This is a genomic window from Psychrobacter urativorans, assembly GCF_904846695.1.
Classification (GTDB): domain Bacteria; phylum Pseudomonadota; class Gammaproteobacteria; order Pseudomonadales; family Moraxellaceae; genus Psychrobacter; species Psychrobacter urativorans.
Window position 1 is genome coordinate 79,199 of record NZ_CAJHBR010000006.1, and the last position, 14,076, is coordinate 93,274.

General features: G+C 41.5%; 12 protein-coding genes. 11 read left to right on the forward strand and 1 reads right to left on the reverse strand.

Translation table 11 applies throughout. The annotated features are described in order from the left end of the window. Positions 1-5 precede the first annotated feature (5 nt). The 5 genes from ccoO to JMY09_RS06160 all read left to right on the forward strand — a co-directional run bounded on the left by ccoO (position 6) and on the right by JMY09_RS06160 (position 4,650). Positions 6-644 (forward strand): cytochrome-c oxidase, cbb3-type subunit II, encoded by a 639-nt coding sequence (gene ccoO / locus JMY09_RS06140; protein WP_201622710.1) that lies wholly within the window; start codon positions 6-8, stop codon positions 642-644. Further along, complete coding sequence (locus JMY09_RS06145; RefSeq protein ID WP_201622711.1) at positions 644-826, forward strand: cbb3-type cytochrome oxidase subunit 3; 183 nt, start codon at positions 644-646, stop codon at positions 824-826. The genes ccoO and JMY09_RS06145 overlap by 1 nt, the downstream gene beginning before the upstream one ends. Continuing rightward, complete coding sequence (gene ccoP, locus JMY09_RS06150) at positions 823-1,977, forward strand: cytochrome-c oxidase, cbb3-type subunit III (protein ID WP_201622712.1); 1,155 nt, start codon at positions 823-825, stop codon at positions 1,975-1,977. The genes JMY09_RS06145 and ccoP overlap by 4 nt, the downstream gene beginning before the upstream one ends. Before the next feature lie 482 nt (positions 1,978-2,459). After that, entirely contained in the window at positions 2,460-3,869 is a 1,410-nt protein-coding gene (gene ccoG, locus JMY09_RS06155; protein ID WP_201622713.1) for a cytochrome c oxidase accessory protein CcoG, read from the forward strand. 187 nt (positions 3,870-4,056) lie between these two features. After that, positions 4,057-4,650: a FixH family protein gene (locus tag JMY09_RS06160; RefSeq protein WP_201622714.1), complete on the forward strand. Its 594-nt coding sequence runs from the start codon at positions 4,057-4,059 to the stop codon at positions 4,648-4,650. 135 nt (positions 4,651-4,785) lie between these two features. Here JMY09_RS06160 and ttcA read toward each other — a convergent pair whose 3' ends face one another. Continuing rightward, entirely contained in the window at positions 4,786-5,814 is a 1,029-nt protein-coding gene (gene ttcA, locus JMY09_RS06165; RefSeq protein ID WP_227677203.1) for a tRNA 2-thiocytidine(32) synthetase TtcA, read from the reverse strand. A 327-nt stretch (positions 5,815-6,141) separates the two neighbouring features. Between ttcA and queC the strand changes: the two genes are divergently transcribed. The 6 genes from queC to rlmKL all read left to right on the forward strand — a co-directional run bounded on the left by queC (position 6,142) and on the right by rlmKL (position 13,943). Next, on the forward strand, positions 6,142-6,939 hold the full coding sequence (queC, locus tag JMY09_RS06170; RefSeq protein ID WP_201622716.1) for a 7-cyano-7-deazaguanine synthase QueC: 798 nt from the start codon (positions 6,142-6,144) through the stop codon (positions 6,937-6,939). Between the two features lie 342 nt (positions 6,940-7,281). Further along, a complete protein-coding gene (locus tag JMY09_RS06175; protein WP_201622717.1) occupies positions 7,282-7,611 on the forward strand; it encodes a hypothetical protein in 330 nt (109 codons plus the stop codon). Positions 7,612-7,820: 209 nt separating this feature from the next. Beyond that, entirely contained in the window at positions 7,821-8,315 is a 495-nt protein-coding gene (locus tag JMY09_RS06180) for a peroxiredoxin (protein ID WP_201622718.1), read from the forward strand. A 244-nt stretch (positions 8,316-8,559) separates the two neighbouring features. After that, complete coding sequence (locus JMY09_RS06185; protein WP_201622719.1) at positions 8,560-10,068, forward strand: dihydrolipoyl dehydrogenase; 1,509 nt, start codon at positions 8,560-8,562, stop codon at positions 10,066-10,068. A 60-nt stretch (positions 10,069-10,128) separates the two neighbouring features. Continuing rightward, positions 10,129-11,322 carry a mechanosensitive ion channel family protein gene (locus tag JMY09_RS06190; protein ID WP_227677197.1) on the forward strand — a complete coding sequence of 398 codons (1,194 nt, stop codon included), beginning with the start codon at positions 10,129-10,131 and terminating at the stop codon, positions 11,320-11,322. Between the two features lie 299 nt (positions 11,323-11,621). Further along, positions 11,622-13,943, forward strand: a complete 2,322-nt coding sequence (gene rlmKL / locus JMY09_RS06195) for a bifunctional 23S rRNA (guanine(2069)-N(7))-methyltransferase RlmK/23S rRNA (guanine(2445)-N(2))-methyltransferase RlmL (protein WP_201622721.1) — start codon at positions 11,622-11,624, stop codon at positions 13,941-13,943. Positions 13,944-14,076 lie beyond the last annotated feature (133 nt).

Below are 14,076 nucleotides of genomic sequence, written 5' to 3' on the forward strand. Positions count from 1 at the left end.
CGATCATGGCTGGTACACCGCATGAGATTATTGAAAAAAACACAGGCTTGTTGGTTATCGGTATCGTTATCGCAATCAGCTTTGCAACCTTAGTTGAGATTGTACCGCTAATTTATGATAACAAAGGTCCTGAAGAAGGTGGTGTGAACGCACCGCTACCTTCTATGGAACCGTGGACTGCACTTGAGTTTGAAGGTCGTGACATCTATATTCGTGAAGGTTGTCATGTTTGCCATACACAGATGGTACGTCCGCTACGTGCAGAAGTTGAACGTTATGGCCCTTACTCACGTGCTGCTGAATCAACTTGGGATCATCCCTTCTTGTGGGGTTCTAAACGTACTGGACCAGATCTAGCACGAGTTGGCGGACGCTATTCAGAAGACTGGCAGAAGCAACATTTAATGAACCCACGTTCATTAGTACCTGAATCAATTATGCCAGGATTTCCATGGCTTGCAGAAAATGAGATCAACGGTACTAACGTGCAAACTAAGATGCGTTTATTCCGTGACCGTTTCGGTGTTCCCTACACTCAAGAGGACATAGACGGCGCTCCTGATGCTGTACTTGGCGCTACGGAGCTTGACGCTTTAGTCGCCTATCTTCAACAGTTAGGTACTGCAATGGAAGGACAGCGCTAATGGGCATTGGTGAATTACAAACAATTGCAACTGTTTCAGCTTTTGTTGCCTTTATAGGTGTTGCATGGTGGGCGTATTCGCCAAAAAACAAAAAACGCTTCGAAGAAGATGCACAGCTTGCGCTTGACGATGAGGTTGTAGATACTTTATCTGAAGAGCAGCGCAATAAGGATGAAAGATGACAGCTTTTTGGAGTTCTTGGATTACCATAATTGCCTTTTCGTGTTGGTTATTTATTCTTGGCATACTGTTAATGGTACTCAAGTTTAAACCTGAAGTAGAAGAAGATGGTACTACTGGTCATGACTATGATGGTATTCGAGAATACGATAAACCACTTCCTAAATGGTGGTTAGTAATATTTTTTGGCTCAATAGCCTGGGGTATAGTTTATTGGGTATTCTTCCCAGCTATGTTCCCTGGTACTTGGCATGGCATCGCAACAGTAGAAGTCGATGGCGACACAGTGCCTTGGACCTCGAAAAATGAGCTTTATAGTGAGCTTGAACAAAACAATAAAGTATTCACTGATAACTTTGAGAAGTCTATTTTAGCTAAAGCAAATGCTACTAGTGCTACTGAAACCTTGAATGAACTTTCTGTTCTTCAAGCGACTATGCGTCGCAGTGAGACACCACCAGCAGACTTACAGACTCAAATAGATAAGAAAATTGAAGAGCTTGCCCCAGCTGTTGAGAAACTGGCTGAAGACCCAGGTGCTTTAAAAGTTGGTAGCCGTCTGTTCTTGCAGAATTGTGCAGTCTGTCACGGCTCTAATGCCAAAGGTGCACTTGGCTATCCCAACTTGACGGATGGTGACTGGTTATATGGCGGCAATGCCAGTAATCTTCTAGCCACACTTCATAATGGACGTGTCGGCGGTATGCCAGCTTGGCGTGAACAGATTGGTGAAGAAGGTGTGCGTGCCGCTTCTGAATATGTTTTATCTTTATCTGCCAACAATGGTAGCAAAGCTAATGGCGAACTTGATAAAACCTTAGTAGCTCAAGGTAGCGCTATTTTTGCTCAAAACTGTGCGCTTTGTCATGGTAAAGATGGTAAAGGTATGATTTCAGCTGGCGCTCCTAACCTTACTGATCAAGTATGGTTATATGGTGGTGATCGTGAGACAGTACGTAATACTTTACGTTATGGTCGCGCTGGTGTTATGCCACAGTGGGAAACTAAGCTAGGTAATGAGCGTATTATGTTAGTCGTTGCTTATGTCTACTCGCTGTCAGACAAAAATGCTAAGACAGTTAAAGCTGATGCCAATATTACCGCTAGTGCTACTGCTCCTGTAGCTGCAGTAAAAGTAAGCAGCGCTAACTAAAGTCTATAATATTTTAGTTAAGCGTCAGTGGTTAGTGTTAGATAGGATGTGAAATAAAGGAGAACTGTTAATACAGTTCTCCTTTTTATTATTATTAGGTAGTAACTACAAAAAGTAAAAACAATTATCAACCACCTGAATATAGTGACTATTTTTTATTACATCTCCCCATTTACAGTAAGGGTAATGCTAAAATAGTGACTCAAATAACTATTTATTAAGACATTTTTTTATAGTAATTAGTGGATGATCAACATATTTTCAATTGTTGTTGGTTATATACAATCGATCATTTGGTCGTTGAAACTGTATCGATATTTAGATGCTAAGTATCATCAACAGTAGCTATAAGTGGTAGCCATGATGCAAGTTTCAACTCCTTACTGACATTGATAAAAGCGTAGATTTATACATTCAATAGCTATAATTTATGTTCGTTACTCATGCCAGCAGACTGATTCTTTTTTTAAAGAGGCAAGTTTATGTCAGCACAACACTCTAATAAAATTCCTACGCAGCAGATTGATCTTGATGCTACTAAGCATCGCATCCATCCTCGCTTTGTCACAGGTCTTTATCAAAACATTCGTCTGGTTAGTATGTATTTCTTTCTAGCACTGTTTTTATTGTTACCTTGGCTGCGATATGATGGTAGACAGGCTATATGGTTTGATGTTCCGTCGCAGCATTACTATATCTTTGGCATGACCTTCTTGACTCAGGATTTCTATTTTATTGCCGCCTTTGCACTTATTGCTGCCTTTACCTTATTCATGGTAACGGTCTATGCTGGACGAGTATGGTGCGGTTATGCCTGTCCACAGACCATTTGGACCCACTTGTATCAGCACGTTGAAAAGTGGGTTATTGGCGATCGTAATAAGCGTATCAAGTTTGATAAATCTCCTATGGGCGCAACTAAAGCCTTTAAGCGTGGTTTAGTTTATTTTATATGGTTAGCTCTATCGGTAATCACTGCAGCAACTTTTGTAAGTTACGTGGCTGGTACTGACCAAATTTATCAAAGTTGGCAGCTGATAGGATTAATCCCTATTCCAAACTGGCCAACTTGGATATGGGTATCGATGTTTATCTTTACCTTTGCAACTTATGCTAACGCAGGTTACATGCGTGAGCAAATGTGCATCCAGATCTGCCCTTATGGTCGCTTCCAAAGTGTTATGTTCGATAAAGACACCTTAATCGTTTCTTATGATTATGAGCGTGGTGAGCCACGTGGTACTCGCAAAAAAGGCACTCATCCTGAGAACTTAGGCGACTGTATTGAGTGCCAAATGTGTGTGCAAGTCTGCCCTACTGGTATCGATATTCGTGATGGCTTACAAGTGGGCTGTATTCAATGTGCTGCTTGCATCGATGCGTGTAATGAGGTTATGGACAAGGTCGGCTATAAGCGTGGTTTGATTCGCTACACTACTGAGCGCCAGTTAGCAGAAAAAGAGAATACTCGGGTATTTAGTAAGCGGCTGTTCGCTTATCTAGCGCTACTGCTAGTGCTATGTGGCGGTTTAGTCTATGCGCTAACCGATCGTGTGCCTCTAGAGATTGATATTCGCCGTGATCGTAATCAGCTATCGTCGTTGAATACTCAAGGAATGATTGAGAACAGTTACGTCGTCAAATTAACTAACAAAACTCAAAATGAGCATACTTATAAGATTACTTTAGCGCCTAAAGATGGCTTGAGCTTACAATTACGCTTTAATGACGTTCCCCTCGATGCTGGTGAGAGCTTTGATATGGCAGTAAGTATTTATGGTGATCCTGCTATTGTCGATGAAGGTCAAACACCTGTCACTCTCAACGTGGTAAGTGAAGATGGTCAGTATAAAGTTAGCAAAGACAACGTCTTCACAACTCAAGGCCAGTAAGTTATCAATAGACAACTTTTTTAGCCCTACAACTCACCTATCATTTCCTGCTAAGTACTTATTTATAGAGTGCTTAGCAGATGCGGTGCCTACTAAATCAGGCTATACTGATGCGGTTATTAATTAGCATTAAGTGGGCTGCATTTAGCAGTTGCGTTTATAAACTGATGCGTTAAATAGGTATTATATGTCTACTCCTACACAATCACCGAATTTTAAGCACCAAGATAGCCAGCCATGGTACAAGAACTACATGGTCATTATCTTTGTGATTGGTCTGCCAGCATTCGTGGTAGTGGCTTGTCTTTGGTTCGTTTATTATTCTTATCAAATCCGTGATAGCGTGGTACGTGATGACTGGTATATGGATGGCAAAACTTTATATCATGATGTATCCCGCGATAAGCTTACTTATGATTTAGACCTACATGGTCAAATGCAGTTTGCAGATAATGGCGATATTACCTTTTATCTTAATTATCCTGAGCAAAGCCTGCAGTCCGGTAAGCTACTCAATGGTACCCCACTCGTCTACCCTGATGAGTTGGCACTATCTATATCTCATGCTACTGACATCAAAAAAGATCGTGATGTAGTCTTGCATCATGAGAGCGCTAATAAATATAGCGCACCAGCTGTCAATCTTGATCCTGTAAAAGCTAAATATTATCTACAAGTTAGTAATGATGGTAAAGAGGATTGGCGCATGCGTGATGTAGCAAAGCTGCCGCGTGCAAAGGTTAGCTTCGACCCCTTACCGGTATTTGAAAAACCTAGCTAACGCTCATAAAATTTTGTGCAGCGAAGCCTGTTGAGCCTTTAAATAAAAAACCAGCGACTAGTCTAATCGCTGGTTTTTTATTGGGCTTCGATTCATGTTTCAACCATACTCACTAAAACTTTTTTAGCTTTAAGCTTAAGATAATACTGGGTTGATGGTTGGAATTCGGTGATTGTCGATGCTACCTTGCTCTGCTAGGGAGCCATTGCTATGGCTATGGCTATGGCTATGGCTATGGCTATGGCTATGGCTATGGTTAGTTAAGTCATTTTTAGCCTTAAAGTCTTGCATCTCTGGGGCAATAGGCATACCCATTTCCGTAAGACTAGCAGTTTGTCCGACTTGAATATTATGCCCCTCAAACAGACGCTCAGTAGCATTACGATCTATCTTGAGAGTTTCAAAATCGAACAACTCACGATCGGCTAATTGCGAGGGAGCTACGTTCTGCATAGCCTTAAAAATTGAGGCTAAACGCTGCGGATGGGCATCATCCCACTCGCGCAGCATGTCATTGATGATAGCGCGTTGCAAATTGGTTTGGCTGCCGCATAAGTTACAAGGAATAATAGGAAACTCTTTTAGACCTGCATAGCTGATAATGTCTTTTTCCTCGACATAAGCTAAAGGTCGAATAACGATATTCTGCTGATCATCACTGAGTAGCTTGGGCGGCATAGACTTTAGCGCACCACCATGAAATAAATTTAGAAAAAAAGTGGCCAGCATATCATCGCGATGATGACCGAGCGCAATCTTAGTAGCGCCAATTTGTTTGGCAAAACCATACAGCGAACCACGGCGCAGACGCGAACATGCTGAGCAATAAGTTTTGCCTTCGGGCACTACGCTTTTGACGATACTATAAGTGTCTTTTTCTAAAATATAATGCGGCACTCCCTGCTGGTTTAGATAATTAGGCAGCACTTCTTCTGGATAGCCTGGCTGCTTTTGATCCAAATTAACCGCAACAATATCGAAGTTGATAGGAGCTGCTTTTTTTAATAGTAGCAATATATCTAGCAAAGTATAGCTATCCTTACCGCCAGAAACACAGACCATTATCACATCCCCTTCTTCAATCATATTGAAGTCGTGAATAGCTAATGACACTTGCCGACGTAGCTTTTTTTGTAGTTTGCCAAAGTCCGCTGTTAGCTTCATAGGCACAGAGCTTATGGCTGGCTGCTCGGCAGTAGAAGGATCGGGAGTAAAAACAGTGGCTGCGGTCATAAAATACTCAATATCTATACAAGTTGGATAATAAAGGACTGGGCTCAAAGGGATTAGGGTATAAAAACTGCCAAAGCAACCGCATAATGGAGGGCCTGATAATAGTTATGCTATCTAGAGTAGCGACAATTATAACAAATATTATTAACAGGCTAAAAAAAATAGTTATGCAGCTTTAATAGTCTTCTAAGCTACGGTGTTGTAATGATAATAATTTTGCTAAAATAGCTCCCTTGCCTATTAACGATAAATATTATTATGACTAACACTATGCCGATCACTGATTTTGATTGTAATTCTAATACTCAAAATGCTGTAGTGCTACTGTCCGGTGGCTTGGACTCAGTAACTTGTCTTTATTGGGCTAAAGAGCGCTATGCTTGTGTTACTGCTATAAGCTTTGATTATGGTCAGCGCCACAATAGTGAGCTGGTAGCCGCTAAAGCTATCGCCCAAAATGCTGGTGTCGCTCATCGTATTATAGACCTCGATATCGGCCAGCTGGGGGGTTCATCACTGACTGATCACAGCATGAGCATACCTGATGGTGATACTGATAAGTTCACTACTGCTGATAAGCTCACGACTAAAAGTACCAACGCGGCTGCTGATGCAAGCGTCGATAATGAAGTTGATAATGATGCCATTCCTAATACTTACGTACCAGCACGCAACACTATCTTTCTATCTTACGCCCTAGCGGTAGCGGAAGTTACTGATGCCAATCATATTGTCATCGGTGTCAGCTCAGTGGATTATTCAGGCTATCCTGATTGTCGCCCTGAATATATAGCCGCCTTTGAGCGCTTAGCCAATCTAGCCACTAAAGCTGGTGTTACTGGTCATCAGCTAAGGATTCAAACCCCTTTGCAACAGTTATCAAAAGCACAGACTATTGAGCTTGGTATTACTCTAGGGGTCGACTATGCTCAGACTATCTCTTGCTACCAAGCAGACGCTCAGGGTTTAGCTTGTGGGATATGTGATAGCTGTGTACTGCGTCGCCAAGGATTCGCACAAGCCAAGGTCAGTGATCCAACTCGCTATCAAGGCTAATAATAGCCAGTTTGATGGGTCCTTAAGTTATTAATGCCCAATAAACAGCTTCATTAAACAAAAGCGTAACATTTGATTGCATCATCACAGCAGGAGCGTAGTGTTTTTTTCTCAGCATAATTGTTATTGTAGCGGCTAAGCTCGTCGCTATGAGCTTATAAACAATAAAAGCCAGTTTGTGAATAGGCGTGTTGAACGATAGACCATAGCAGGATCTAGTTGTGAGTGTACAACATGCCTTATAATAGTTAGCCCAAAATAGCAGATTATAGTAACTGATGCTAATGTCTAGTTATCTACTTTTTTAACCCCACTGTTTATATTGTCCGAGAGAGAAACCTTATGAAGTTATTGCAAATTTTACCTTTAGTAGTTATCGGTCTGATCGCTATGCCGCAAGCTAATGCCGCCGATATCAAGCAAGACAATATCAATAGCTGTGTCAGTGGCGCCGTCAAATATAAAGTAGCAGATAAAAATACTGCAACTAAACTGTGCACTTGTACTATCAATGTGCGTAGTCAAATGACTATTGGCCAAATGTGGGAAATTGAGAGCTACGCGCAAAACAAAAAAGACCCTTCAAGCTTGTCTTATGTAAAAAAGATGCAGAAAGAGTTGCAGCAATGTACTGAAGGCCTGAATCTAAAACAACCACAGAAGCCTGCTTAATATAACTTAGCAAAGCTTTTAACGGCTAAATAGTTAGAGCTTTAATTAAGCTATGGTTGATCGTCCTACAAATAAGACTGACCTTAGTCAGTCTTTTTTTGTTGCTAGCAGTTGCCTATAATCTAGCAAAGTGTAAAACTGCTAAATTAGCTTGTCGTTCTAGCAGCTTTTTAGCTAACTCTGTCAATGAATATAAAAAGGAATTTATCATGGCTAAAGCCACTACTGAAGTTATCACCTTACCTACTTTTCCAGTAACCCTAGTTCGCCAGTTAGATGGGCATTTCATTCATGATGATATTAGCTTAGTGGACCTTCTTACTCATAAAAGCAAAGGGCTTATTCTTTACTTTTACCCAAAGGATGATACCCCTGGCTGCACTATTCAAGCGAATGACTTTACTGAACACCTCAATGCTTTTGATGATCTTGAATACGACATCATTGGTGTGTCTCGTGATAGTGTAGAATCACATCAAAAATTTATCGAAAAATACGACTTACAAATTGCGCTTATCAGTGATAGTGACGAGAAGCTATGCCAATACTTCGATGTGATTCAAGAAAAAAATATGTATGGCAAAACCACTATCGGCCTAGTGCGCTCAGCCTTTGTATTTAATAAGCAAGGAGTACTCACTCATGCCCAGCGCAACTTACGAGCTAAGGATTATGCTGAGCGTTTGCTAGAAACCTTAGCCTAATAAATAGCTGCGCATTACCTAGTGCTCTAGTTGATATAGTGTCTTGGTTATCAAGCTTAGGTTGTAGTAGGCTCAGTTAAAAACATTTCTGCAACAGCCTACTACATTTATAGTGCTGTGTGCTTATGTAGCTTTACTTAATCTAATTGCTGATTATTAGATAATAGCTAAACTATTTATAATCGATCAAAGCTTATCGTTAAGCTATATAACCTAAAATTATTACTTTTAAGTTGAGAATAATATGAGCAAATCATCTGATAACCAAGTTGCTAGTAAGGCTGATGACCAGTCATCGACTACCAAAATCACTCGCCATGTCGATGTTGCAGTGATTGGTGCTGGTACTGCTGGACAAAATGCTTTTAGCCAAGCCAGCAAGATAACTAAAAATATCGTTATTATTAATGATGGGTTTTGGACAACCACTTGTGCCACTATTGGTTGTATGCCCAGCAAACTATTAATCGCTGCTGCTAATCGTGCTCATGAAGCTGAGTCCTCTGACCAATTTGGTATTCATACTGAAGTACGTATCGATGGTAAGCAAGTCATGGCACGAGTTCAAGCTGAGCGTGATCACTTCGCTAATAGCGTTAAAAAACAAGTTGAAGGCTGGCCTGCGGACAAAAAGATATCTGGGCGGGCCTATATCAATAAGCAAGGTTTGATTGAAGTTAACGACGAAATAATCAAAGCTGATAAAATTATCGTTGCTACTGGCAGCTCTCCTTTTGTCCCTGACGATTGGCTAAATAACTTAGGCACTACACTCCTGACTTCTGACACTATATTTGAGCTCTCTGATCTGCCAGTATCAATGGCGGTCATTGGTGCGGGCGCGATAGGTTTAGAGCTTGCCCAAGCTATGACTCGTTTAGGGGTAGCAGTGACTCTATTCAATAATGTCAATAGAGTGGCTAGCCTTAAAGATGAAGCTATCAATCAAAAAGCTATTGAATGCTTGAGTAGTGATCTGACCATGAAACTGGCTACTGAAGTTACTGAGGTCGGGACTTTGACTACTGAGGATAAAAAACTCCAAGCCTTTATTAACTATAAAGATAAAGAGGATAACAAGAGCCGCTGGGAAGGCCAATACGTCTTAGTAGCCACTGGACGACGTAATAACATTGAGCAGTTGGGCGTTGAAAATCTAGGGGTAGTCCTTGATGATAGTAACAAGCCACAAGACTTAGATATCGCTACTGGTCAGATTGGCGATCTTGACGTCTATATCATCGGCGATGCTAATGCTCATATTCCGTTATTGCATGTCGCTAGCGATGAAGGCTTTAGCTCTGGTAATGCTGTCTGTAAAGACAATGATGATGCCTACGTTAGAGCTCCTGCCGTGCCCTTTTCTATCGTCTTTTGTGAGCCGCAAATTACTAATGTAGGCATGTCACTACCTGAAATTAAAAATTCAGGGCTTGAGTATGTTATCGGTGAAGTGAGTTTTGATAATCAAGGACGCAGCCGTGTTATGGGGGTTAATTGTGGTCTGCTGCACGTTTATGGTTGCAAAAAAACCCATACCATCTTAGGGGCTAGCATGGTAGGTCCTGATGCGGAGTACATTGGTCACATAATAGCCAATGCTATTACTAATGATTTAAGCGTTAAAGACTTACTCAACATGCCTTTTTATCACCCTACTATTTTAGAAGGGTTACGTACTGCTTTGCGAGATGTGCAAGATAAGATGTCGATTTCGCGTCAACCCAACGATGCACAGCAAGATGGCTTTTAGATAGTGGCTCAGCTACACTTCTAATCAAAGCTGATTCCTACCACCCTTATGGATCAAACAATGGCAATAGCTACAATTACTGAGTTTTTTCAAGAGATCATTCGTGATTTGCATACTAGTCTCTATTTAGCGATTGGTGGCTCAGTAGAAGAAGACACTTTAGATTGGTCATCGCATGCGGTAGAGCTAGTCAGTACAGGTATAAAAATCTTAATTCTGCTCGCAGTATTAGGGTTTTTTTATTGGCTAACTATTTACTTTATTAAGCATAATAAGATGCGTTTGCGCTTTAATGATCGACGCGCCAAAATTGCTCGCTCCATCCTGCGCTATATTTGGATAGTAGCTAGCTTGATTGCGATTATGAGCCAAATTAATTTTGAGCCTACTACTGTCAAAGCGACTGCCAAAGCTTGTACTTGGGCCGGTATCTATTACATATTATGGACCTCATCAGGGCAGATCATTCATAAAGTCCTGCAACATTATGGTCTAAACGCTTCTATTGAACAGCTACTCAAAAACATTCTATCCGTACTGCTATTAGTACTAGGTCTAGCCAGCGTAATGGCTCAGTTTGGCTTCGACATAGTCTCGCTGGTAGCCGGTTTAGGCATCGTTGGTTTGGCAGTCGGCTTTGCCGCTCAGTCTACATTGGCCAACTTTATCGCTGGTATTACTATTTTGCTCGAGCAATCCTTCCAAGTAGGGGATTGGATTAATATCAATGACAAAGAAGGTCGAGTGGTGCTTATTTCTTTGCGTACTACTCATATCCTAACTCGTGATAACATCACTATTATCATCCCCAACTCCAATGTTGCTTCTTCTGAAGTTACTAATATCACCTCCAAAAACTTTATCCGTTTCGATATTCGAGTACGTATCGCTTTTGAAGATGATGTCGATACGGCGCGTGCAGAAATCATGCGAATATTAGAAGATACTGAGGTAGTATTGAGCCGTCCTGAAACCTCAGCCACAGTAGCTGAAATCGGTGAGTATGGGGTGTTCTTTATTGTCAGATTCTGGGTCAAACCTGCATCAGTTGCCCGTATGCCTAAGATTAAGGAAAACCTACAAGAGGCTATAAAACGTGCCTTTGACAACGCTAATATCTCGACTCCTTATCCGCATATGCGTCTGCTTATGCCTAAAGACGTTGACTACCCTATCCCGACTAAACCTTTTGCCACTACTACTCAAATTGTAGAAGACAAAACCTTATTGGCTAAAAATAATGGTGAAGGATAATAACTGACCCTCTCACTTTAGGCCACGCATAACTTATCCCTTTACCCCTGTTGGATGCTAATCGGCTATGATTATCTTGTTAATGCTATTGGCATATTATTAATAGTTTGGTGATAAAGAAAATAGAGTGAGTTGCTTTAGACTTATTAGAGTATTGGCTTTATTAACCATTATTACGGTTATCTAATATCGCTTAAACCTCTGTGCTTTAAACTTTATCGACCGAAATTATGGTAAAATCGCCGGTTAAACGCTAACGCTTTATTTTCTGATTTGCTTATCTAGACACAGGTATCCGTATGACCGAACCAACCACGCCCGCAGCTGCGCAAGCGCCTTTATCAACCTCATTGCCAGTAGCAGCGCCAGATTTAGCGCTTGAGCTTATCATCACTTGTGCTGATGGGCTAGAAGCACCACTACAGACTGAGCTAACCAGCTTTGGTATCGCCAGTGAAATCAAAAGTACAGGGCGTCTAAACGTCAGCGGATCCTTGCGTGATTTATATACTATTTGCTTGTGGTCGCGGGTGGCCTCTAGAGTATTGATGCTGATCAAACGCAAAAATATCAATGCTGAATATGATGTAGCGGAGCAGTTATATGGCCTAGCCAAGTCGATCAATTGGACTGAGCAATTTAAGCTTGAGCAGACTTTTGCTATTCGATTATCAGTAGACAAGCGCGTGGCGGTCAGTCAACAGTTTGCTATGTTGCGTATCAAAGATGCGATTGCCGATACTTTTAATGAAGTCTATGACAGCCGCCCAAATGTCGACAGCAAAAACCCAGATTTTGCTATTTTTGCAACGGTCAATGATAAGCAAGCCGAACTGTATTTAGATTTATCTGGTACTAGCTTACATCGTCGTGGTTATCGTGTAGCTATGACCGATGCGCCGTTAAAAGAAAACTTAGCTGCAGCTCTGTTATACAGTGCGGGCTGGCATAAGCAGAATGAGACTGATAACACGCCTTTTTATAATGCGCTAATCGATCCGATGTGTGGCTCAGGTACTTTTATTATCGAAGCGCTGCTAATGCATTGCGATTATGCGGTTGGCATTGATAAGGCCGCCAATCAGTTTGGTTTTTATCAGTGGCAGCATCACGATGAGACCTTATGGATGGCGATGGTGGATGAGGCACAAACCCGATTCCGTGACGCTTTAGCTATTGCTTGCGAGCAACCGGATACTCTACCGCTAATCTTAGGCTTTGATGCCGATAGTGGCGCGATACTAGCTACTGAGAAAAACTTAATTGCCGCCGGTTTACAAGACTTGTTACCGCTGATAGACCTTGAGACTCGTGCCCTTGATCAACTTAATAGTACTTTGAGTCCGATGGTCAAAGACGGTAGATTGAGTAATCCACTGATTATTACCAATCCGCCTTATGGTGAGCGTCTAGGCGATGAGGAGAATATTCGTCCTCTTTATCAGGCTATAGGGCTTATCCTGCAGGATAGCTTTGCTGGTAGCGACGTCGATCCTATGGTTGGTATCTTGGCTTCCAATGTCGAACAAGTCGATATTCTGCCTATTAGCGAGCCAAAAACTCTGCGTTGTCATAATGGTGCTATCACGGTTTATTTCCGTTACGGCAAGCTAATCCCTGGCCAAGTTGGCAATCTAATGAGTCGCTTTGAGAAGCGTGAGATTGATACTGAGGAAGGCCAAGACTTTATCAACCGTCTACAAAAGAATCTCGGTCGCCTCAGAAAACAAGCTACTAAAGAGAAAGTCAGCAATATACGTGTCTATGATGCCGATCTGCCTGACTTTAAGGTTGCCATTGATCTATATGGTGATTATGTGCACGTACAAGAGTATGCACCGCCTAAGACTATCCCACCTGAAACCGCTAGAAAGCGCTTTAATTTAGCCTTGATGGGTATCCGTGAAGTTTTAGGCATTAACCGTGAGCAAGTGTTTATCAAGACTCGTGCTCGCCAGTCGGGTAATGACCAGTATAGTAAGCAAGGCAATACCGAGAAGAAAGGTAAATTCTATATCGCTCGTGAAGACGATGCTTATTTTTATGTCAACTTCACTGATTATTTAGATACTGGTTTGTTTATTGATCACCGTAATATGCGCGCACGCATCAAAGACAATAGCCGCGGCAAAGCGGTACTGAACTTGTTTGCTTATACTTGTACTGCTAGTGTCCATGCTGCCCTTGCTGGTGCCAAAAAAGTGACTAGCGTTGATTTATCGCAAAACTATCTAGACTGGGGTAAGCAAAACTTCGTGCTTAATGGTCTTGATGTTAGCCGTAATAAGTATCAGTTCGTCGCTGCGGATATTTTTGAGTGGATTAAAGACAATACTGAACAGTTCGATATTATCTTTATTGATCCCCCTACTTTTTCTAACTCCAAGAAATTCCAAGGTACCTTTGATGTTCAACGTGATCATTCAGCACTGATCAATCGAGCAATGAATCGCCTGACTGCTGATGGGGTGTTGTATTTCTCTAACAACTTTACCCGCTTTGAGCTCGATGAGCAGCTGACTGAGCGTTATGATATTGTCGATGTGACTCAAGAGACTATTGGTTTCGACTTCAATGTTAAAAAACCTATTCATCAGAGCTTTGAGATTCGTCATCGCTGATCGCTTGCAACAGCAAAGCCGTCTAACCAGCTATTTTGCTGTGCAAAGCAGCTAAATTTATAGCAAAACTACATAAACCTTAATAACAATGACCTTATCAGCTTTGATTGGGTCATTTATTGTTGTTATGATA

Excerpts from the sequence above, each read along its gene's own strand:
- ccoO (WP_201622710.1), top strand. The coding sequence starts at position 6 with ATGGCTGGTACACCGCATGAGATTATTGAAAAAAACACAGGCTTGTTG.
- JMY09_RS06145 (WP_201622711.1), top strand. The coding sequence starts at position 644 with ATGGGCATTGGTGAATTACAAACAATTGCAACTGTTTCAGCTTTTGTT.
- ccoP (WP_201622712.1), top strand. The coding sequence starts at position 823 with ATGACAGCTTTTTGGAGTTCTTGGATTACCATAATTGCCTTTTCGTGT.
- ccoG (WP_201622713.1), top strand. The coding sequence starts at position 2,460 with ATGTCAGCACAACACTCTAATAAAATTCCTACGCAGCAGATTGATCTT.
- JMY09_RS06160 (WP_201622714.1), top strand. The coding sequence starts at position 4,057 with ATGTCTACTCCTACACAATCACCGAATTTTAAGCACCAAGATAGCCAG.
- ttcA (WP_227677203.1), bottom strand. The coding sequence starts at position 5,814 with ATGAAGCTAACAGCGGACTTTGGCAAACTACAAAAAAAGCTACGTCGG.
- queC (WP_201622716.1), top strand. The coding sequence starts at position 6,142 with ATGACTAACACTATGCCGATCACTGATTTTGATTGTAATTCTAATACT.
- JMY09_RS06175 (WP_201622717.1), top strand. The coding sequence starts at position 7,282 with ATGAAGTTATTGCAAATTTTACCTTTAGTAGTTATCGGTCTGATCGCT.
- JMY09_RS06180 (WP_201622718.1), top strand. The coding sequence starts at position 7,821 with ATGGCTAAAGCCACTACTGAAGTTATCACCTTACCTACTTTTCCAGTA.
- JMY09_RS06185 (WP_201622719.1), top strand. The coding sequence starts at position 8,560 with ATGAGCAAATCATCTGATAACCAAGTTGCTAGTAAGGCTGATGACCAG.
- JMY09_RS06190 (WP_227677197.1), top strand. The coding sequence starts at position 10,129 with ATGGCAATAGCTACAATTACTGAGTTTTTTCAAGAGATCATTCGTGAT.
- rlmKL (WP_201622721.1), top strand. The coding sequence starts at position 11,622 with ATGACCGAACCAACCACGCCCGCAGCTGCGCAAGCGCCTTTATCAACC.